Source organism: Polymorphospora sp. NPDC050346 (assembly GCF_040655695.1).
GTDB classification, from domain to species: domain Bacteria; phylum Actinomycetota; class Actinomycetes; order Mycobacteriales; family Micromonosporaceae; genus Polymorphospora; species Polymorphospora lycopeni.
Map to the genome: position 1 here is coordinate 1 of NZ_JBFAKM010000018.1, position 20,311 is coordinate 20,311.

The 20,311-nt window shown below is 73.1% G+C and carries 17 protein-coding genes; 6 read left to right on the forward strand and 11 right to left on the reverse strand.

Features of this window, described 5'->3' with window-relative positions; genetic code table 11:
- Positions 1 to 107 precede the first annotated feature (107 nt).
- From AB0I42_RS19515 to AB0I42_RS19545, 7 genes are all read right to left on the reverse strand, one after another.
- On the reverse strand, positions 108 to 1,823 hold the full coding sequence (locus AB0I42_RS19515; protein ID WP_357538937.1) for an ABC transporter ATP-binding protein: 1,716 nt from the start codon (positions 1,821 to 1,823) through the stop codon (positions 108 to 110).
- Positions 1,820 to 3,580, reverse strand: coding sequence for an ABC transporter ATP-binding protein (locus tag AB0I42_RS19520; RefSeq protein WP_357538938.1), 1,761 nt, complete (start codon positions 3,578 to 3,580; stop codon positions 1,820 to 1,822). The genes AB0I42_RS19515 and AB0I42_RS19520 overlap by 4 nt, the downstream gene beginning before the upstream one ends.
- 121 nt (positions 3,581 to 3,701) lie before the next feature.
- Entirely contained in the window at positions 3,702 to 4,721 is a 1,020-nt protein-coding gene (locus tag AB0I42_RS19525; RefSeq protein WP_357538939.1) for an ABC transporter substrate-binding protein, read from the reverse strand.
- A gap of 33 nt (positions 4,722 to 4,754) precedes the next feature.
- Positions 4,755 to 5,528: an ABC transporter ATP-binding protein gene (locus AB0I42_RS19530; protein WP_357539064.1), complete on the reverse strand. Its 774-nt coding sequence runs from the start codon at positions 5,526 to 5,528 to the stop codon at positions 4,755 to 4,757.
- 88 nt (positions 5,529 to 5,616) lie between these two features.
- On the reverse strand, positions 5,617 to 6,687 hold the full coding sequence (locus AB0I42_RS19535; RefSeq protein ID WP_357538940.1) for an iron chelate uptake ABC transporter family permease subunit: 1,071 nt from the start codon (positions 6,685 to 6,687) through the stop codon (positions 5,617 to 5,619).
- A gap of 20 nt (positions 6,688 to 6,707) precedes the next feature.
- On the reverse strand, positions 6,708 to 7,745 hold the full coding sequence (locus AB0I42_RS19540; RefSeq protein ID WP_357538941.1) for an iron chelate uptake ABC transporter family permease subunit: 1,038 nt from the start codon (positions 7,743 to 7,745) through the stop codon (positions 6,708 to 6,710).
- A gap of 84 nt (positions 7,746 to 7,829) precedes the next feature.
- Positions 7,830 to 8,606 (reverse strand): AraC family transcriptional regulator, encoded by a 777-nt coding sequence (locus AB0I42_RS19545; protein WP_357538942.1) that lies wholly within the window; start codon positions 8,604 to 8,606, stop codon positions 7,830 to 7,832.
- Between the two features lie 171 nt (positions 8,607 to 8,777).
- Between AB0I42_RS19545 and AB0I42_RS19550 the strand changes: the two genes are divergently transcribed.
- Complete coding sequence (locus AB0I42_RS19550) at positions 8,778 to 10,493, forward strand: sodium:proton antiporter (protein WP_357538943.1); 1,716 nt, start codon at positions 8,778 to 8,780, stop codon at positions 10,491 to 10,493.
- Between the two features lie 9 nt (positions 10,494 to 10,502).
- Here AB0I42_RS19550 and AB0I42_RS19555 read toward each other — a convergent pair whose 3' ends face one another.
- Together AB0I42_RS19555 and AB0I42_RS19560 are read right to left on the reverse strand one after the other, a co-directional pair.
- Positions 10,503 to 11,621, reverse strand: a complete 1,119-nt coding sequence (locus AB0I42_RS19555; RefSeq protein WP_357538944.1) for a DUF4185 domain-containing protein — start codon at positions 11,619 to 11,621, stop codon at positions 10,503 to 10,505.
- A gap of 67 nt (positions 11,622 to 11,688) precedes the next feature.
- Positions 11,689 to 12,762 (reverse strand): alkene reductase, encoded by a 1,074-nt coding sequence (locus AB0I42_RS19560; RefSeq protein ID WP_357538945.1) that lies wholly within the window; start codon positions 12,760 to 12,762, stop codon positions 11,689 to 11,691.
- 123 nt (positions 12,763 to 12,885) lie between these two features.
- Here AB0I42_RS19560 and AB0I42_RS19565 point away from each other — a divergent pair, with 123 nt between their 5' ends.
- Positions 12,886 to 13,263, forward strand: a complete 378-nt coding sequence (locus AB0I42_RS19565) for a MerR family transcriptional regulator (protein WP_357538946.1) — start codon at positions 12,886 to 12,888, stop codon at positions 13,261 to 13,263.
- A 92-nt stretch (positions 13,264 to 13,355) separates the two neighbouring features.
- Here AB0I42_RS19565 and AB0I42_RS19570 read toward each other — a convergent pair whose 3' ends face one another.
- Positions 13,356 to 14,342, reverse strand: coding sequence for an endonuclease/exonuclease/phosphatase family protein (locus AB0I42_RS19570; RefSeq protein ID WP_357538947.1), 987 nt, complete (start codon positions 14,340 to 14,342; stop codon positions 13,356 to 13,358).
- Positions 14,343 to 14,449: 107 nt separating this feature from the next.
- The gene (locus tag AB0I42_RS19575; RefSeq protein ID WP_357538948.1) at positions 14,450 to 15,016 is read right to left on the reverse strand and encodes a TetR family transcriptional regulator; all 567 of its coding nucleotides are present in this window, start codon (positions 15,014 to 15,016) and stop codon (positions 14,450 to 14,452) included.
- Positions 15,017 to 15,166: 150 nt separating this feature from the next.
- Here AB0I42_RS19575 and AB0I42_RS19580 point away from each other — a divergent pair, with 150 nt between their 5' ends.
- The 4 genes from AB0I42_RS19580 to AB0I42_RS19595 all read left to right on the forward strand — a co-directional run bounded on the left by AB0I42_RS19580 (position 15,167) and on the right by AB0I42_RS19595 (position 20,302).
- Positions 15,167 to 16,543, forward strand: coding sequence for an FAD-dependent monooxygenase (locus AB0I42_RS19580; protein WP_357538949.1), 1,377 nt, complete (start codon positions 15,167 to 15,169; stop codon positions 16,541 to 16,543).
- Positions 16,515 to 18,143, forward strand: coding sequence for an ABC-F family ATP-binding cassette domain-containing protein (locus tag AB0I42_RS19585; RefSeq protein ID WP_357538950.1), 1,629 nt, complete (start codon positions 16,515 to 16,517; stop codon positions 18,141 to 18,143). The genes AB0I42_RS19580 and AB0I42_RS19585 overlap by 29 nt, the downstream gene beginning before the upstream one ends.
- Positions 18,144 to 18,191: 48 nt before the next feature.
- Positions 18,192 to 19,166 (forward strand): bile acid:sodium symporter, encoded by a 975-nt coding sequence (locus tag AB0I42_RS19590; protein WP_357538951.1) that lies wholly within the window; start codon positions 18,192 to 18,194, stop codon positions 19,164 to 19,166.
- 116 nt (positions 19,167 to 19,282) lie between these two features.
- Positions 19,283 to 20,302 carry a hypothetical protein gene (locus tag AB0I42_RS19595; protein WP_357538952.1) on the forward strand — a complete coding sequence of 340 codons (1,020 nt, stop codon included), beginning with the start codon at positions 19,283 to 19,285 and terminating at the stop codon, positions 20,300 to 20,302.
- The last annotated feature ends 9 nt before the right edge of the window (positions 20,303 to 20,311 follow it).

Genomic DNA, 20,311 nt, shown 5'->3' on the forward strand with positions numbered 1-20,311 from the left:
TCTGGTCGTTCAGTGTCGCGGTCATCACGGCACCCTCCTCACCAGGCACAACGCCTGGCAGGTCAGGCCGGAAACACCGTTAAATCCACAGACCCGCCACGGGCGGGTCAGGGCTTCCAGGCTGCCCAGAGGTGGGCATACGGGCCACCGCGGGCGAGCAGGTCGTCGTGGGTGCCCTCCTCGACGACCCGCCCGTGCTCCATCACCACGACCCGGTCGGCGCGGGCCGCCTGCCCCAACCGGTGTGCGATGACCAGCGCGGTCCGGCCGGCGCAGACCCGTTCCGCCGCCCGTTCCAGCACGTCGGCGTGATGGCTGCCGGATTCGGCGGTGGCCTCGTCGAGGATGACCAGTGACGGCGCGGCGAGGTGGGCCCGGGCCAGGGCGACCTGGGCGCGTTGCTCGTCGTCGAGTTGGGTGTGGCCGGGTCCGATGCGGGTGTCGACGCCGTCGGGAAGTTGCCGTACCCAGCCGTCGGCGCCGACCAGCGCCAGCGCGTCGGTGATCTCCTGGTCGGTGGCCTCGGGCCGGGCGAGGCGGAGGTCGGTCGAGAGTGGACCGGCGAAGACGTGCGGTTCCTGGGCGACCAGGATCACCCGGGGCCGCTGCCCGGCGGGGTCGCGTACGTCGACGGTGCCGGCGGTGGGGGTCAGCGTGCCGGCGACGATGCCGGCGAGGGTGGTCTTGCCGGCTCCGCTGGCGCCGACGAGGGCGACCCGCTCCCCCGCCGCGATCCGCAGGTCGATGCCGTGCAGCACCGGGTTCGCGTCGTACGTGTGGTGGAGGCCGCTGATCTCGACGGTGGCGGGGCCGGCGGGCGGTGGTGCCGGGGTCTGCCGTGCCCGGCCCGGCACGGTTCCCAGGCCGAGGATGCGGGCCAGGCTGGCGATGGCGGACTGGACGTCGTCGACGCTCATGACGACGACGCCGAGCGGTCCGAAGAGGCGGTGGAAGTAGAGGGCGGCGGTGGTGACGGCACCGGCCGTCGTGGTGCCGGCGTCGACGAGGAGGAATCCGGTGGCGATGATCGCGGACAGGCCGACGAGTTCGGCGATGTTGAGCCACTTCACCCAGCCGGTGACGAACCACAGTGCGCGGCGGGAGATGTCGCGGGCCCGTTCCGAGGACGCGTCGATCGAGGCGACGAAGCGGGGTTCGGCGCGGTAGGTACCGATCGTGGCGAGGCCGCTGAGGGTCGACAGGATCGTCTCGGCCCGGTCGGCGAACGCGACGCGTTGTTCGGCGTAGAGCGGGACGGCGCGGGGCAGGTAGCGGCGCAGGGCGAAGACGTACACCGGGACCGTGGCGCAGCCGGCGAGGGCGAGCCACGGGTCGAGGGTGGCGAGTCCGGCCACGGTCAGCAGGATCACGACCGCCGACGACACCCAGACCGCGAGCAGGTTGGTGACGGTTTCGGCGACGATGCCGACGTCGTCGCTGATCCGGCTGAGCAGGTCGCCGCGGCCGGCTTCCTCGATCGTGTCGGTGGGCAGGTGCAGGGCGGCGTCGAGGGCGTCCTCGCGTACGGCGGCGAGCAGGAGTTGTCCGGCGCGTACGGTGAGCGCGGCCGCGAGTCCGGTCAGCAGCGCGCCGGCGGCGAGGGCGACGGCGGTCCAGATCAGGAGGCGGACGAGTTCGTCGTACGTGGTTCCGGCCAGGACCCGGTCGACGAGGATGCCGATGATCCGGGCGGGGGCGAGGCCGGCGAGCGCGGCGGCGGCGGTGGCGGCCAGGGCGGTGAGCGTGGGGCCGGGGCGGCGCCGGATCTGGCGGAGCAGTCCGGTGCGTACGGTCTTCGCGTCGGCGATGGGCAGCCGGGTCATCGGAGCACCCGTTCACGGTAGTCGGGGTTGGTGCGCAGCAGATCGTGGTGCCGGCCGGTGGCGGCGACCTGCCCGGCGACGACGAGGACGACCCGGTCGGTGCGGTCCAGCAGGGTGGGGCTGCTGGTGAGCACGACGGTGGTCGTGGGTGAGCCGTTCGCGTGCCGGTGCCGGCGGATGCCGTCGGCGATGCGCTGTTCGGTGACGGAGTCGACGGCGGTGGTGGGCCGGTCGAGGACGAGCAGGTCGGGGGCGGTGTGCAGGGCGCGGGCCAGGGCGAGGCGCTGGCGCTGGCCGCCGGAGAGGTTGGTGCCCCGGTCACGCAGCGGGGTGTCGGCGGTGGCGGTGACGAACTCGTCGGCGTCCGCGGCCCGCAGGGCGTCGCCGAGCCTGTCCAGGCCGGAGCCTGCGCCGAGCCCGTCCAGGCCGGAACCGGCGTCGAGCCCGTCCAGGCCGGAGCCGGCGTCGAGCCCGTCGGTGCCGGCTCCGGTGCCGAGGATGAGGTTGTCGTGCAGGGTGCCGGTGAACAGGTCGACCCGGTGGGGTTCGACGTGGACCAGGCGGCGTCGGTCGTCGCGGTCGAGCTTGTCGAGTCGTACGCCGGACAGCTCGGCGGTGAACGGGGTCGGGCCGGTGCCGGGGGTGAGTGCGGCGAGGATGGCGGTGGCGTCGGCGGGGTCGGCGACGACGCCGACGAACTCGCCGGGGGCGGCGGTGAAGGTGCCGGCCGCGGTGAGGGTGAGCGGGCCGGGCCGGGGCGGGGCGGCCGTCGACGTACCGGGTCCGTCTGTTGTGGACTTTTCGGCCAGGACGGCGGCGACGCGTTCGGCGCTGGCCCGGGTGCCGGCCCGGAACTGCAGGTGGGTGCCGAGCATGGCCAGCGGTTCGCTGAGGAACTGGGCGGCGCCGACGGCGGCGACGAGTGCCCCGACGGTGATCTGGCCGTCGACGGCGAGCGCGCCGGCGGCCAGAAGTGCGACGAGCAGGACGAGGCCGCCGGCGGCCAGGGTCGCGGCGCGTTGCAGGGCGAGGGTGTTCCCGGCCCGGATCGCGGCGTGGGCGGCGGTGGTGCTGGCGGCGCGGTAGCGGGTCATGGCGTGGTCGCGGGCGGACAGGCCGTGCAGGACCCGCAGGCCGGCGACGAGGTCGGCGGCGAGCGCCGACGCCTGTGCGGCGGTGTGCTGCTGGTCGTGGCTGCGCCGGGTCATCGTCGGGGAGAGCAGGTTCAGCGCGACGGTGGTGGCGACGGCGACGGTGAGGACGAGTGCGCCGAGGCGTACGTCGATGCCGAACAGGATCGCGCACGACACGACGATCGCGGCCGAGGCGGCGATCAGGCCGCTGGTGTATTCGACGGGTCGGGCGGCGCGGTCGGCGTCGGAGGAGGCGATCGAGTGCAGCTCGCCGTCGGGGCGGGTGCGGGCGGGGTCGGACAGGTCGAGCATGCTGCGGCCGAGCCGGCGGCGCAGCCGGTGGGCGCGGTCGAGCACGGCGCCCAGCCCGAGCCGGGCCGCCCAGCGCCAGCAGAGGATGAGGGCGGTGAAGAGTACGGCGAGACCGGCGAGGCTGGCGGCGAGCAGGTCGTGGCGGCCGGTGACGACGGCGGAGTCGATGGCGACACCGATCGCGACCGGGACGAGTGCTTCGCAGGTCTGGTGTCCGCTGAACAGGGCGGCCGAGGCGACGAGGCGGCCACGGTTCTCGCGCCGGGCGTCGGTGACGAGCCGGCGGCCACCGGCACTGGTCTTTCCGCTCACCTGCCCGGCCGACCCGTCCGGCGGTGTCCGGTGGAGGTGAAGGTGGCGATCGTCATCAGTCTTTCCCTCGTGTGCGGCGGTCGCGGGCACGCGCCGGGGCGCGCGCCCGCGACCGGGCGGTTCAGCGGTCGAGCTTGGCGACGGCGGCCTGCAACTGAGGTACGACGGCGGCGAGCGCGACCTTCAGGCCGGCGACGGTTCCGGCGGTGGCGCCCTGCATCGCCTCGCCCTCCGGGTCGAGGAACACGGTCCGGCCGTCCTTGACGACGTCGAGGGAGGAGATCAGCGGGTCCTGCTGGATGGCGCTGATCGGGTAGCCGATCGTGGTCAGCACGGCGACCTGGGCGTCCATCGCCGGCACCTGCTCGACGGAGACCGGGGCGAAGAAGCCGGAGGCGGGCAGCGCGGCCACCGGCGGGTTGAGGGTGAAGCCGAGGTTGCCGTACATGTCGAAGCGGGCGTCGCCGGGCAGGTTGGCGCCGTACGCGTCGCCGAACTTGGAGCCGGAGACGATGGTGACGCCCTGGAAGGTCGGGTTCTCGCCGACGTACTTCGCGAAGGTGGCGTCGAGGTCGGCGATCAGCGCCTGGCCCTGCTCGACCCGGCCCAGGGCCTGGGCGATGAGCGTGGTGTGGGTACGCCAGTCGAGCGCGAAGTCGGGGGTGCCCTTCGGCGCGAACACGGTCGGGGCGATCTGGCTCAGCCGGGCGTACGCCTGGTCGTCGAACGCGCTGCGGGCGTTGAGGATGACGTCGGGTTCGAAGGACTGGATCTGCTCGTAGTTGAGCGTCTCGCCGCCGCGCTCGATGAGGGCCGGGGTCGAGTCGCCGAAGGCGGCGGTGGCCCAGGGGCCGACGCCCTTGCTGGCCTCGCCGTGGTCCTGCCAGTCGTAGATGGCGACCGGCTTGACGCCGAGCGACAGGGCGACCTCGCCGTCGGACCAGCCGAGGGCGACGACCTTGAGGTCGCCGTCGGCCGGCTTCGGGATCTCGACGAGGCCGTAGTTGGTCTCGACCGAGCCGAGCAGTTCGCCGCCGGACGATCCGCCGTCGTCGCCGGTGGAGCAGGCGCCGGTGGCCAGCAGGACGGCCACCGCTGCGGCGGCGGCCGACCAGCGCGGGAACAGGCGGGAGATGCGCATGGGGTTCCTTAGTCGTAGTGGTGCGGGTGGGTCTCAGGACTCGGCGATGACGGCGCCGGTGGCCAGCGGGACGACGATCGGGGTGCCCGTCTCCGGGTCGGTGAGGATCCGGGCGCGTACGCCGAAGACCTCCTCGACCAGGCCGGCGGTGACCACCTCGCCCGGCGGTCCCTGGGCGACGACGGCGCCGCCCTTCATGGCGATGAGGTGGCTGGCGTAGCGGGCGGCCTGGTTGAGGTCGTGCAGGACGGCGACCAGGGTGCGGCCCTGCTGGTGCAGGGTCCGGCACAGGTCGAGCACGTCGATCTGGTGGGCGATGTCGAGGAACGTGGTCGGCTCGTCGAGCAGCACGATCGGGGTCTGCTGGGCGAGCACCATGGCGATCCAGACGCGCTGGCGCTGGCCGCCGGAGAGTTCGTCGACCGGCCGGGGGGCGAGCGCGGTCAGCCGGGTCGCCTCCAGCGCGGCCCGGACGGCGGCGTCGTCCTGTGCCGACCACGAGCGGAAGAGGCGCTGGTGCGGGTAGCGGCCACGGGCCACCAGGTCGACGACGGTGATCGCCTCCGGGGCGGTGGTGCTCTGCGGCAGCAGGCCGACCTTGCGGGCGAGTTCCTTGGTGCCCATGGAACGTACGTCGGCGCCGTCGAGGAGCACGGTTCCGCGCTGCGGGGCGAGCAGCCGGGCCAGGCTGCGCAGCAGGGTCGACTTGCCGCAGGCGTTGGGGCCGACGATGACCGAGAACGAGTTGGGCGGTACGGCCAGGTCGAGGTCGTCGACGACGACCCGGGCGTCGTAGCCGATCCGCAGGCCGGTGACCTCCAGCCGGCGGGCCTGGTCGGCGGCGCCAGCGGGGGCGGGAGCGGCGGGGGCGGTCCCGGCTTCGGTGGTGACCATGTCAGGCCTTTCGGGTCCGGGCGGCGAGCAGCCAGACGAGGTAGACGCCGCCGAGCACGACGGTGACCACGCCGACGGGAAGCTGGGTGGGCGCGATCACGGTCCGGGCGACGAGGTCGCTGACGGTCAGCAGCACCGCGCCCATCAGGGCCGAGCAGGCCAGTGGGATGTGCGGGGTACGGGCCAGCCGGACCGCGAGTTGCGGGGCGAGCAGGGCGACGAAGGAGATCGGGCCGGCGACGGCGGTCACCACTGCGGTGAAGGTGACCCCGACGAGCAGGAGCCACACCCGCAGCCGGCCGGCGTCGAGGCCGCGGCCGATCGCGGCGTCGTCGCCGAGGGGCAGCAGTCCCATCCCGCGTCCGAGCAGGGCGGTCACCGGGGCCAGGAGGAGCAGGGCGAGCGCGACCGGCACCAGTTGCGACCAGGTCATCGTGTCCAGCGAGCCGGCGCCCCACATCGCCGCCGCGGCGGCCTGTTCGAGGCTGAGGGTGATCAGCAGGTACGCGTTGACGGCGGCGAGCAGGGCGCTGACCCCGATGCCGACGACGATCAGGCGGTAGCCCTGCAGGCCCCGGCGCATCGCGAGCGCCCACACCAGCAGCCCGGTGCCGAGCCCACCGAGGAGCGCGCCGACGATGGTGCCGAGGTACGAGCCACCGACCAGGACGCCGCTCAGCAGCGCCCCGGTGTACGCGCCGGTGTTGAAGCCGATGATGTCGGGGCTGCCGAGCGGGTTGCGGGTCAGGGTCTGGAACAGGGCGCCGCTGAGCGCGAGGGCCGCCCCGCCGAGCACCGCCATCAGGACGCGGGGCAGCCGCCATTCGACGACGGTGCGCCGTACGGCGGTCTCGCCCTGGCCGGTCAGCGCGGCCCAGATCTGGGCCGGTGACAGTTCGGTCTGCCCGACGGTCAGCGACCAGGCGGCGACGCCGACGGCCACGACGGCGAGGACCGCGCCGACGGTGAGGACGCGGGTGTCGATCCGCAGCCGGTACGAGTCGCCGAGGGACAGCACCCGGACGCGGCGCGGCCACAGCGGGGGCGGGCCGACGGTGGCCGGCGCGCTCACAGCGCCCTCGCCCGGCCTGCTCACAGTGCCCTCGCCGGTGGGCGCCGGACGAGCCAGATGAGCAGCGGGGCGCCGAGGAAGGCGACGACGATGCCGACCGGTACCTCGTTGGCGAGCAGTACCCGGCCGACGATGTCGGCGGTGAGCATCAGCACCGGGGCGGTCAGGACGCAGAGCGGGACAACGCGCCGCTGGTCGGGGCCGGCGATCATCCGGACCGCGTGCGGCACCATCAGGCCGACGAACGACAGCGGTCCGACGGCGGCTGTCGCGGCGCCGCAGAGCAGGGCGATCGCGGTGAAGCCGGTGACGCGTACGACGGCGGTCCGGGCGCCGAGGGAGCGGGCGACGTCGTCGCCGAGGGCGAGCGCGTTCAGGCCGGCGGTGAGCATGAGCGCGAGCACGACGCCGATCACCAGGAACGGAGCGACGCCGACGACGACGTCGATCTGGCGGCCCTGCAGCGAGCCGGCCTGCCAGAACCGGATCCGGTCGAAGACGTCGGGGTGGGTGAGCGTGATGCCGTAGCTGAGGCCGGTGAAGACCGCGCCGACGGCGACGCCGGTCAGCACGATCTTGACCGGGTTCGTTCCCTGCCGGCCGGTCGAGCCGACCAGGTACACCAGGACGGAGGTGAGCATCGCGCCGAGCAGGGCGAACCACACGTACCCGGCGATGGAGGTCACGCCGAGGAAGCCGGCCGCGACGGCGACGAAGAAGAAGGCGCCGGAGTTGACGCCGAGGATGCCGGGGTCGGCCAGCGGGTTGCGGGTCAGCGCCTGGGTGACCGCGCCGGCGACGCCGAGTCCGGCGCCGACGAGGACGGCCAGGATCGTGCGGGGTACGCGGTAGTCGCGGACGATGATCCCGGCCGGGGAGTCCGGGTCGACGCCGCGCAGCGCCTGCCAGCTCTGGGCGGCGGTGATGTCGCCGGAGCCGACGAAGAGGCTCAGCGTGACCAGGGCGAGCAGTGCCACGGCGATGCCGGCGAGCACGACGGCGCGACCGCCGCCGCTTCGTACGCGCGGCACGTCGCCCACGACGGCACCAATCGTCACCGGACCTCCAAGCCAGGTATGCCTTGCCTAACTTAGGGTGTCCTGGGGTGCGTCGCAATCCCGGCCGGGTGCCAGCGAATACGGCTAATCAGACAGCATGGCGCGGTACGCCCCCGGGCTACGCCCGACCACGGCGCGGAACGCCTCGATGAAGGAACTCGTCGTGTCGTACCCCACAGCTTCCGCGACGTCCGCCACGGACAACCCCTCGGCCAGCAACTGCTGCGCCCGGTAGACCCGCAGCATCGACCGCCAGCGGGTGAAGGAGACACCGGCCGAGGCGGTGAACGCGCGGGCCAGCGTACGACTGCTCAGGCCGGCCGACTCGGCCCACTCGCGCAGCGAACGGCGGTCCCCCGGGTCGTCGACCAGCGCCCGGACCAGGTCGCCGATGCGCGGGTCGTCGGGGATCGCCCACCCCCACGACCGGCTCGACGGGCGCAGCAGGTCGAACACGACCGCCTCCGCGCGCTGCCGGGCGCCGGTCGTCAGGTCGTCGGCGAGCAGGTGCTCCAGCAACCCCTCGAGCAGCGGGGTGACCTCCAGCGCCACCGGCTCCGGCGAGCACACCACCGGCCCCGGCCGGGCGGTGTGCGGGGTGAAGAAGCTGGCGTGGAAGTCCGAGCCGGCCGCCGCCGTACCGGCGTGGACCACACCGGCCGGCATCCACACCCCGATCCCGGCCGGCAGCATCCACACCCGGTGACCGGCCGTCACCGACATCGACCCGCGCCGCACCCACAACAGCTCGTGTACGGGATGGCTGTGCGCCGCCCACTCCATGCTCCGGGACAGCAGGCCACGCTCACCGGCGATGACGAACTCGGCGTGCCGGTCCACGGGCACCGTCGCAGCACTCATCGGGCCATCCTGCACCGGCGGCCCGACCACTCCCCCCACGCCCTCCCCGGGAAACACCCGCTGATCAGGGAGTTCCCCACGGACGGTCACATATAGTGCACACGGCGTCCGCCCGGGAGCACGAGCCGTCGCGGGCCGGACGGGCGAGGGAAGGCCGGTGACACCGTGGAGATGGAACTCGCCGTTCTCGGCGTGGCCGCGATCCTGATCATCGTGACGGTGGCGTACTTCGCTCCCCGGATCGGGGTCGCCGCCCCCATCGCCCTGGTCGTCGTCGGCATCGTCTGCAGCTACCTGCCCGGCACCCCCGAGTTCGCCGTCGACCCCGACCTGATCCTGATGGTCGTCCTGCCACCGATCCTCTACTCGGCGGCCGTCAACCTGCCGGCCAGCGACTTCCGGCGCAACTTCAAGGCCATCAGCAGCCTCGCCGTCCTGCTGGTGCTCGTCTCCGCCTTCGCCATCGGACTCCTGCTCCACCTGCTGCTGCCCAACCTCGGCCTGGCCGCGGCCGTCGCGCTCGGGGCCGTCGTCAGCCCGCCGGACGCGGTGGCGGCCACCTCGGTCGGCAAACGCCTCGGACTGCCGCCACGGCTGGTCACCGTCCTCGAGGGCGAAGGGCTGGTCAACGACGCGACCGCCCTGGTGATGCTGCGCTCGGCCGTCGCCGCGACCGCCGGCGCGGTGTCGCTGTGGGGCGTACTCGGCGACTTCGTCTTCGCGGTCGCCGTCGGCCTGGTCATCGGCCTGGTCGTCGGGCTGCTCACCGTGCAGGTACGGGCCCGGATCGACGAGCCGGTGCTGAACACCGCGATCTCGTTCGCGGTGCCGTTCCTCGCCTTCATCCCCGCCGAGGAACTGCACGCCTCCGGCGTGCTCGCCGTCGTCGTGGCCGGCCTGGTAACCGGGCACCAGAGCGCCCGGCACTTCAGCGCCCAGTCCAGGATCAACGACCGCACCAACTGGCGCACCATCCAACTCCTGCTGGAAAACGGCGTCTTCCTGCTGATGGGCTTCGAGATCACCGCGATCGTCCACGACGTCGAGAACCAGAACCTGAGCGTCGCCGGGGCCGTCGCGGTCGGCCTGGTCGTGACCGCCGCGCTCGTCGTGGTCCGCATCGTGTACGTCGTACCGCTGATCGCCTCGCTCCGGCACGACCAGCGCCGGGCGGCCCGCCTCACCCCGTACCTGGAGAACGCCCTGGCCCGGGTCGACGAACTTCAGCAGGGCGCCACGGACGGCGACCGCCGACTACGTCGCCTCGACCGGCGGCTGCGCCGTCGGCACGCCGACGCCAGCTTCCTCGCCGCCGAGGGACTCGGCTGGCGCGGCGGCGTCGTCATCGGCTGGTCGGGCATGCGTGGCGTGGTGACCCTGGCCGCCGCGCAGTCACTGCCCGCGGACCTGCCCTACCGGCCGCAGCTCATCCTGATCGCGTTCACCGTCGCCATCGTCACCCTGCTCGGCCAGGGCGGCACCCTGCCCCTGGTGATCAGGAAACTGCGGATCTCCGGCACCGACGCCGACGCCGACCGGCGCGAACTCGCCAGCCTGATCGACGAGATCACCACCGTCGGCGGCGCCACGCTCGACAACCCCGACCTGCGCCAGGCCAACGGGCAGCCCTTCGACCCGAAGGTGGTGGAACGGGTCCGGCACGACAACACCGCCATCGCCAAAGCCCTCGCCGAACCCCACGACCCGGCCGAACCCGGCCGGCTGCACCAGCGCCGCGAGCTGCGCCGGCTGCTGCTCCAGGCGGCGCAGACGGCCCTGCTCGACGCCCGCGCCTCGGGCGTCTACAGCTCCCGGGCGCTGGAACACGCGCAGATCATCCTCGACAACGAGACGTCCCGCCTCGACACGGCCGGCCCCCGCCACTGACCGTCGGCGTCAGGCGGTGCCGACGAACTGGCTCACGTGGTAGGCGGTGCTGCGCCCGTCCGGGGTCCGGGTCCACTTCGAGACCATCAGGTGCAGGTTGTTGGTGCCGGTCGCCGACCACGGATGGATGAAGCCGCCGTACAGGGCCGGCTCCTGCCAGTGCGTGACCTGGATCTTCTCCGCGGTCCAGACCCGGTCCGGGCCGGGCGCCGTACGGGTGACGATGTTGCCGGTGGCGCAGTTCAGGTAGGCCATCACCCAGGTGCCGTCGGCGAGCCGGCGCACCGACGGCTCACCGAACCGGCCGGTCAGGATCGGCGTGCACGGCCGGCCCCAGCCCCAGTCACTGCCGTTCCAGCCCCAGCCCTCGTACGACTCGGGGAAGAACAGCCGGTCCCAGCGGACCCGGCGCAGCATCATCGGGCCGTCCTGGCGCCCCGACCGCACCGAGAAGACGTAGACCCAGTCGCCGTGCCGCTGCATCGTCCACATCTGGAACGGGTCGGTGTTGTTGCCGTTGTTCCACCACTTCAGCGGCGTACGGATGAAGTCGTTGCCGTTGTCGGAGTAGGCCAGTCCGGCGTAGCGGGACTTCCACTGCGGGCCGGCCGGCCCGGCCGAGTGCCAGTTCTCGATGCTCATGTACGAGATCAGCTGCCGGCCGGTCTCCGGGAAACTGATCCCGTCGTTGGGGATGACGGTCACCTCCCAGAGGCCGTCGATGCCGATCCCGTTGTGGCCGTTGTGCATCAGCTCCGGCGCCCGGCCGTTGCCGGCGACCCGGGCGGCACTGTCGAAGACGACCCCGCCCGGCGCCCCCGGGTGGATGTTGGAGCGCAGCATCACCGGGGAGCGCCAGTCGTTGGGCAGCGGCGGCCCCTCCGGCCACGGGGTGTCGAACGTGTCGCCGAGCAGGTAGCCGATCGAGCCGTTCTCCAGCACGTACGGGATGCCGAGGTCGGTGCCGGCGACCCGCCAACGGCTGTTGGTGTCGAGGTCGGCGCCGGTCAGGCGCTTCTTCCAGGTGGCGGCCTGCGCCCGGCCGGGCAGGGCCAGGGTCGGCACGACGGCCGCGGCCGCTCCGGTCGCGGCGACCTTACCCAGGAACGAACGACGATCGAGCGCCATGACCCCTCCTCGTTGAGATGGATCAATCTATCTCGCTCGATGTATTTTGTCATCGGCGCCGTACGGGTCAGACCGCGTGCCGGTACGCGGGGTAGGTCAGGTATCCGGCGTCACCGCCGACGTACCAGGTCGCCGGGTCGTCCGGCGCGATCGGCAGCCCCTGGCGCAGCCGCTCGACGAGGTCGGGGTTGGCGATGAAGGCGCGGCCGAAGCTGATCAGGTCGGCCCCGAGGCCCAGCCAGCGGTCGGCGGCCGCCCGGTCCGTCGGACGCGGCCCCATCGGGAAGGCCGGATTCACCACCAGGGTGCCCGGCCAGGCGGCGCGGAGCCCGAGCAGCACCTCCTCGTCGGTGGTCGCCTCGAGGTGGACGTACGCCAGCCCGAGCGGCGCGAGTTCGGCGAGCAGCGCGCCGTACAGCTCGGGTACGTCGGTTTCCGTCGCGCCCCAGATGCCGGCGCCGGGCGACAGCCGGATGCCGGTCCGGTGGCCGCCGACCGCCTCGACGGTCGCGGACACCGCCTCCACGGCGAACCGGATCCGGTTGCCGATCGACCCGCCGTAGCGGTCGGTGCGCAGGTTCGCGCCGGTGGAGAGGAACTGGCCGATGAGGTAGCCGTTGGCGCCGTGCAGTTCCACCCCGTCGAAGCCGGCGTCGACGGCCCGCCGGGCGGCGTCGGCGTAGGAGTGGGCGTGCTCGGGCACCTCCGCGGTGGGAAGCGCCCGCGGGACCGGTGCCGGCTTCGGTCCGGTCGGGGTGAACACCTCGCCGAGGGCCGGGACCGCGGACGGCCCGACCGGCCGCAGCCCCGTCGTCTCCGGGTGCGACACCCGGCCGCCGTGCATGATCTGGGCGAAGACGCGCCCGCCGCTGGCATGCACCGCGCCGGTGACCTGCCGCCAGGCTGTCACCTGCTCGTCGGTGTGCAGCCCCGGCGTTCCCGGGTTGGACTGCCCGACCAGGCTCGGCTGCACCCCCTCGGTCACGATGAGCCCGGCGGTGGCGCGCTGGGCGTAGTAGGTCGCCATCGACGGCGTCGCCAGACCGCCCGCGGCCGCGCGGACCCTGGTCATCGGGGCCATCACCACCCGGTTGGGCAGGTCCAGTTCGCCGAGCCGGTAGCGGTCGAAAAGAGTCGTCACAGTCCGCACTGCCTTCCAGACGTCCCACGGGGGGCACGCCCGCCGACCGGGCGCCCGGCTACGCTAAAACCTGACACTGACGTCAGATGCAAGCATTGAGACACGGGTTACCGCGGAGGTGGCATGCGGATCGGAGACCTCGCGGCACGGACGGGCGTGAGCGTGCGCTCCCTGCGCTACTACGAGGAGCAGGGCCTGCTGGTCAGCACCCGCAGCCCCAGCGGTCAGCGGCACTACACCGGCGACGAGATCGGGCGGGTGGCCTTCATCCAGCGCCTGTACGCCGCCGGACTCTCCAGCCGGACCATCGCCGAGCTGCTGCCCTGCGTCGACTCACCCAGCGAGCAGAACTCCGACGAGGCGTTCGAACGGATGGTGCGGGAACGTGACCGCATCACCGACCACATCGGGGAACTCACCACGGCCCGGGACGCCCTCGACCGGCTCATCGACGCCAACCGCGACCACCGCGCCCGCCTCCTCACCCCCACCTCCCGTTGATCAAGGACCAGTTAGGCGACAAACCCGACACGGCGGGCACGGTTTGTCCATGATCGACGCCACCCCGCCACGGGCGGGGCGGCGGGGCGGGCTCAGAAGGCGAAGGTGGCGACGACGGGTGCGTGGTCGGACTCCGGATACTTGCGGTCGGTGCCGAAGGCGGCGGACTCGTCGTGCAGGATCTCGTTGTGGATCTCCGAGCCCCGGTAGTGGGCCAGGAGGTTGCGGGTGACGAGCATGTGGTCGAGCATCTCGCCGTGTCCCTGGTGGAACAGGGTGTAACGGGACGAGGCAGGCACCGTGTGTTCGACCGGGACGAGCACCCGGTTGGTGAGGTCCGGGTTGCCGGTGTCCTCGACGTTGCCGCGGATGGCCAGGACGGGAATCTCGTCCGGGGTCGCGTTGAAGTCGCCGGCGACGATGATCCGGGCCCCGGGGTCGGCGTCGAGGATCTGGTCGACCAGGCGGCGGACCTCCAGGGCCTGACTCATCCGCTTCATGCTCGAGATGAACGTGCCCTCGGCCCAGGCGTCGGCGCTGCGCCACGTGTAGCTGTCGAGCTTCTGCCCGGGGATGTCGGTGGGGATCTTCGACTTCAGGTGCACGTTGACGACGTGCAGCCGTCCGCCGCCGACCTGTGCGAGGTCGAGTTCGACGTGCAGCACGGGCCGTTCCACCCCGATCTCGACCGGGGCCGTGTCGGCGGGGACCGCCGTCAACCGGGTGTAGCGGGGCCGGGCGACCAGGTCGTTGCGCAGCTGCCGGTGCGCCAGCACGGGGTGGTGCGAGACCACGACCAGGTTCCGCTCGTTGTAGACCGCGTCGCCGTCCGGCCGGGTGCTGGTCATCGGCGCGCCGGCGAGGTCGGTCCCGGCGAGCAGTTCCTCGAGCGCCAGCAACGCCCGTGGCTTCCCGGGACGTTCCTGGCCGTGCACCTCCTGGAAGCAGACCACGTTGGCCCGCAGGCGCACGATCTGCGGTTTCATCAGCGCGACCCGCTCGGCCAACGACGGCCGCTCGTCGGGTGCGGTCTCGTCGAGGTTCTCGACGTTGAACGTCGCGATCCGGAACTCGGCCACGGCCACTCCCCCCGGGGCGGTGACGACCTGCCGCCGAGCGTACGCGCCGGCGCCGTTCCGTCCGCCGTTTCGCGGGCGGAGCGGCGCCAACTGACACTTCGGGTCCGTCACCGGTGGGCGGCGGGTCCCAGGGCCGCGACGGCGGCGTCGATGGCGGTCCCGCGGATCGCGTCGGCGTCGGCGTCGGGTAGCACCAGGACCCGGGTGAGTCCGCCGACCGCGACGGTGACCCGGATCCGCACTTCGGGGGTGTCACCGGTGGCAAGCAGTTCGGTCAGCCGGTCGAGCCAGCGCTGGCTGGCGCCCTCGACGTCGAGGTCGGCGGCGGCGGTCGGGTCGCGCATGATCGCCGCGAACGCCTCGCGGTGCGGGATGAGCGTCTCGACGTAGGCGGTGAGGATCTCGCGCGGCGGACGGTCGGCACGGTCGAGGCGGGTGAGCAGGGCGTCGACGTCGTCGATGAACGGTTGGAAGATGCTCCGGGCGAGGTCGGCCTTTGCCGGGAAGTGGTAGTAGAGCGCCGCCTTGGTGACGCCGAGTGCGTCGGCGATGTCCTTGAGGCTGGTCGCCGAGAAGCCCTTGGTGACGAACAGTCGCAGCGCGACCGCCCTGACCCGTTCCCGGGTGTCGGTGACGCGGCCGTCCCGGCGGACCGCAGAAGACTCCCGTGACATCGCCGGTCCTCCCTCGGGCACGCGAGACGCCCGATTCTATGTGATCGGTCGGCGCTGACCAGCGCCCTGAGCCGCGGCGACGACCATCCCATTGATAGCTAGCCGGCCGGCAAGTAATCTAGTCGGCAGACCTCGGAAAAAGGAGCAGCGGTGTCACCTACCGTCCTCATCTCCGGCGCCGGGATCGCCGGCCCGGTCCTGGCGTACTGGCTGTCGCGGCACGGGTTCACCCCCACGGTCGTCGAGCGGGCACCGGGCGTACGGCACACCGGCGGGCACGCGGTCGACCTCGGCGGCGTCTCGACCGAGGTCATCGAACGGATGGGCCTGCTGCCGGCCGTCCAGGCGGCCCGCGTACGCCGGGACACGCTGGTCTTCCACCGCGACGACCGGCCGCCGCTCGCGATGCCCCGACTGAGCGACCTCGTCACCGACCGGCACGTCGAGATCCAGCGCGACGACCTCATCTCGATCCTGCACGACGCGACCCGGGACCGGACCGAGTACGTCTTCGGCGAGACGATCACCGCCGTACACGAGCACGGCGACGGGCTGACGGTCACGTTCGCCGGCTCCCCGGCCCGCGACTTCGACCTGCTGGTCGGCGCCGACGGGCTGCACTCGGGCGTCCGGCGCCTCGTCTTCGGGCCGGAACAGCGGTTCCGCCACGACCTCGGCGGATACCTGGCGGTGTTCAGCTACCCGAACGAACTGGACCTCGACCGCCAGGTCCTCGGACACCTCGACGTGGACCGGGCCGTCTTCACGTACGCCGTCGACGACGGCGCGCGGGCCCGGGCGCTCCTACTCTTCCGGCACCCCGCCGGGGCGGACGGCCACGCCGACGACCTGCGCGACCCCGGCCGCCGGACGCGACTGCTGCGGGACGTATTCGGCGGAAGTGGCTGGCACCTGCCCCGGCTGCTCGCCCACTCCGACGGCGCCGACGACCTCTACCTCGACTCGATCAGCCAGATCCGGATGGACACCTGGTCACGCGGCCGGGTCACCCTCGTCGGCGACGCCGGCTACTCCCCCGGCCCGGCCGTCGGCGGCGGCACCGCTCGGCGGATACGTCCTCGCCAACGAACTCGCGCTCGCCGGCGGCGACCACCACGCCGCCTTCCGCGGCTACGAACAGGTGATGCGGGAGCCGGTCGAGCGCGGCCGTCGGGTCGGGCCGAGCACGCTACGCCAACTCGTGCCCGGCACCCGGGTCGCCGCCCGGACCACACCCCACCTGATGCGCCTGTTCACCCGCCTCCCGCGCCGGGCGGCCCGCACCCTCTCCGCGCTCCAGGGCGCCGACCGCCGGACCCTGGACGACCACTCGTCGGCGAGACAGCCGACCCGATCCGGTGGCCCTGCGTAATTCGGGTTGCGGAACCCGACGGCGGCGACGTACGTTTGCCGCGATGTGAGCCGCTGACACCTTCCCGCGCCCGCGCCCGAGGCACTGCCCGGCGGGCGGAAGATCTCTTCCAGTCGGTGGTGTCCCATGCCTCAAGCAGCCCTGCTCGCCCATGACCTCGTCCGCACCCTCGGCACGCGCCGGGTGCTCGACGGCGTCTCACTGACCGCCGCACCCGGCCACCGGATCGGGTTGATCGGCGAGAACGGCACCGGCAAGTCGACCCTGTTGCGGCTGCTCGCCGGCACCGACGAGCCCGACACCGGCACCGTCGTACGCCCCGCCGACCTCGGGTTCCTGCACCAGGAGATGCCGTTCCGGGCCGACGCGACGATCGCCGACGTGCTCGACGACGCCCTGCGCGAGGCCCGCGCGGATCTCGCCGAACTCGACCGGCTCACCGCCGCGCTCGCCGACCTCCCGCCGGACTCGCCCGGCTACGCCGACCTGCTCGCCGCGTACGGCGAACGGCTCGACCGGGCGCAGGAACACGACGCCTGGGACGCCGACCGGCGGGCCGGGATCGTCCTCGCCGGGCTCGGCCTCGGCGCGATGGCGCACGACCGTACCCTCGGGTCGCTGTCCGGCGGGCAGCGCGGCCGGCTCGCCCTGGCGGCGCTGCTCGTCCGCCGGCCCGTGGCGCTGCTGCTCGACGAACCCACCAACCACCTCGACGACGACGCCGCGGCGTTCCTCGAGGAGCAGTTGCGCGGCCTGCCCGGGGTGGTCGTGGTGGCCAGCCACGACCGGGCCTTCCTCGACGCCGTCTGCACCGACCTGGTCGACCTCGACCCGGCGCTGGACGGCCCCACCCGGTTCGGCGGCAACTACACCGACTACCAGGCGCACAAGCGGGCCGAACGGGAACGCTGGCAGCGGCGCTTCGCCGAGGAGCAGGAGGAACTCGCCGAGTTGCGGCGCTCCGCCAGCGTGACCGCGCACCAGGTGGCGCCCGGCCGGGCCCGGCGCGACAACGAGAAGATGGGGTTCGGCCACACCACCGGCCGGGTCCAGAACCAGATCTCGCGCCGGGTCCGCAACGCCACCCGCCGCCTCGACGAACTCGAACGCGACCAGGTCCGCAAGCCGCCGGAGCCACTGCGGTTCCGGGCCACCGCGCTCGCCACCGGGTCGGCCGCCGGGCTGCTGGTGTCGCTGCGCGACGTGGAGGTGCCCGGCCGGCTGCGCCTCGACCGCCTGGACGTGTCGGACACCGACCGGGTGCTGGTCACCGGGGCGAACGGGGCGGGCAAGTCGACGCTGCTCGCGCTGCTGGCCGGACACCTGCCGGCCGCCGGCGGGATCCAGCGGCGGTCCGGGCTGAAGGTCGGCCTGCTGGCGCAGGACACCGTCTTCGAGCGGCCGGACCGTTCGGTGCGGGAGACGTACGAGTTGGCGCTCGGCCCCGCCCGTGCCGACGCCGTACCGCTGCGGTCGCTCGGTCTGATCCGGCCCCGGGACATCGCCCGCCCGGTCGGTGACCTGTCGGTGGGCCAGCGCCGCCGGCTCGCGCTGGCACTGCTCGTGGCCGACCCGCCCGAACTGCTGCTGCTCGACGAACCCACCAACCACCTGTCGCCCCGGCTCGCCGACGAGTTGGAGGAGGCGCTCGGCACCGGTCCCGGCGCCGTCGTGGTCGCCAGCCACGACCGGTGGCTGCGCGCCCGCTGGCCGGGGCGTGAGGTCCGGCTCACCGGGCCGGTCACCGCCGCCTGACCGGCCGGTCGTCTCCTACAATTGCGGGCCGATCCGAAGGAGACCCGGGTGTCGCGAGGAGCGCAGGGGCTGGTGGCCGGCCTGGAACGGCACCAGGTCGCGGTCTACGTCGGGGCGATCGTGGCCGGTGCCGTGGCGGGCCGGGTCCTGCCCGGAGCCGGACCGGGACTCGAACACGCGATCAACCCGGTGCTGGCGGCCCTGCTGTACGTGACGTTCCTGCAGGTGCCGGTCGCCGACCTGGCCCGGTCGCTGCGGGCCGGCCGGTTCCTGGCGGCCGCACTGGCCGTCAACTTCGTGGTGGTGCCGCTGGTGGTCGCCGCGATGTTCGCGTTCCTCCCCGCCGACCGGGCCGTACGGCTGGGGGTGCTCCTGGTCCTGCTGACCCCGTGCGTCGACTACGTCATCGTGTTCAGTGGCCTGGCCGGCGGCAGCCGGCAGCGGCTGCTGGCGGCGACGCCGCTGCTGCTGCTCGCCCAGTTGCTGCTCCTGCCCGGCTACCTCTACCTGTTCATGGGGCCGGACCTGGCCGGAATCGTCGAGACGGGGCCGTTCGTCGAGGCGTTCGTCGTGCTGATCGTCGTACCGCTGGCGCTGGCCTGGCTGACCCAGGCGTGGGCCGCCCGGCGGCCGGCCGGCCGCCGGTTCGCCGGTGCCGCCGGCACGGCGATGGTGCCGCTGATGGCGGCGACCCTGCTGACCGTGGTCGCCTCGCAGGTCCCCAAGCTCGACGACCGCGTCGCCGACGTCGCCCGGGTCGTGCCGTTCTACGTGGCGTTCCTGGTCGTGATGGCGTTCGCCGGCCTCGCCGTCGCCCGGCTGTTCCGGCTGGACGTCCCCGACGGCCGGGCGATCGTGTTCAGCGGCGCGACCCGCAACTCGCTGGTCGTGCTGCCGCTGGCCCTGGCCCTGCCGGACCAGTTCGCGGTCGCGGCCCTGGTGGTCGTCACCCAGACCCTGGTCGAGGTGGTCGGCATGGTGGTCTACGTCCGTACGGTCCCACGCCTGCTGCCCCACCGCTGACCGGGGCGTACCCGCGGTAGCCGCAGCGTTCACCGGTTGTTCGCCGGCCGTCCACCGTGGAGCGGTTGGAGGGCGGCCACCATTCGGCCGTGATGCGGCCTCGGAACATAGTGATCGTGGTAACCGTCCTGGCGCTGCTCGGAGCCGCCGTCGGTTACCTGCTCGCGGGATCCGACCCGGCGACGGTACGCGGTGTCGTCGGCACCGAGAAGGCGACGTTCTTCGCCGACCCACGGGTACGGGAGGCGTTCGAGAAACACGGGCTCCGGCTGGAGATCGACGCGCGCGGTTCCCGGGAGATGGCCACCGCCGACGCGCTGGCCGGCTACGACTTCGGCTTCCCGGCCAGCGCGCAGGCCGCCGACTCCGTCTCCCGGGCCCGGCCGGCCAGCGGCACGTACGAGCCGTTCGGGTCGCCGCTGGCGGTGGCCACGTTCACCTCCATCGTCGACCTGCTCGCGCAGGAGGGCGTCGCCCGGCGCGGCGGGGCCGGCCACTGGGTGCTGGACCTGGCCGCGTACCTCGACCTGGCCAGCCGTGACCTGCGCTGGGACCAGATCGCCGGCAACGTCGCCTACCCGGCCCGGCGGGATGTGCTGGTGACCACGACGCACCCCGGCTATTCCGGTTCGGCGGCCGGATACGCCTGGCTCGCCGCCACCCACCTCGGCCCCGACGGGCTCGACCGGGTGGCGAAGCTCTTCACCGACCAGGGCGGGCTCGAGCGGTCCACCGGAGACCCGTTCGAGAGGTACCTGACCCAGGGCCTGAACTTCGCCCCGCTGGTGCTCGCCTACGAGGCCCAGTACATCGAGGCGGCGACCGCCGGGACACTGCCGCCGGGCGCCACCCTGATGTACCTCTCCCCCACCCTGCTCAGCACCCACACCGTGGTCGCGTTCACCGAACAGGGCGACGAGGTCGGCCGGCTGCTGGCCACCGACCCGACGCTGCGCTCGCTCGCGGCCGAGCACGGCTACCGCACCGGCGACGAGGGCGCCTTCGCCGGCGTGCTCGACCGGCTGGCCGGCGCCGGGACACCGCTGCCCGCGCAGCTTCCCGAAGCCGCCCCCGCACCCGACCCGGCCGCGTTCGAGGCCATGCTCACCACCCTCGACCAGCACCTACGACAGTGACGCCAAGGA

Excerpts from the sequence above, each read along its gene's own strand:
- AB0I42_RS19515 (WP_357538937.1), bottom strand. The coding sequence starts at position 1,823 with ATGACCCGGCTGCCCATCGCCGACGCGAAGACCGTACGCACCGGACTG.
- AB0I42_RS19565 (WP_357538946.1), top strand. The coding sequence starts at position 12,886 with ATGCGGATCGGAGACCTCGCGGCACGGACGGGCGTGAGCGTGCGCTCC.
- AB0I42_RS19545 (WP_357538942.1), bottom strand. The coding sequence starts at position 8,606 with ATGAGTGCTGCGACGGTGCCCGTGGACCGGCACGCCGAGTTCGTCATC.
- AB0I42_RS19525 (WP_357538939.1), bottom strand. The coding sequence starts at position 4,721 with ATGCGCATCTCCCGCCTGTTCCCGCGCTGGTCGGCCGCCGCCGCAGCG.
- AB0I42_RS19550 (WP_357538943.1), top strand. The coding sequence starts at position 8,778 with ATGGAACTCGCCGTTCTCGGCGTGGCCGCGATCCTGATCATCGTGACG.
- AB0I42_RS19585 (WP_357538950.1), top strand. The coding sequence starts at position 16,515 with ATGCCTCAAGCAGCCCTGCTCGCCCATGACCTCGTCCGCACCCTCGGC.
- AB0I42_RS19555 (WP_357538944.1), bottom strand. The coding sequence starts at position 11,621 with ATGGCGCTCGATCGTCGTTCGTTCCTGGGTAAGGTCGCCGCGACCGGA.
- AB0I42_RS19575 (WP_357538948.1), bottom strand. The coding sequence starts at position 15,016 with ATGTCACGGGAGTCTTCTGCGGTCCGCCGGGACGGCCGCGTCACCGAC.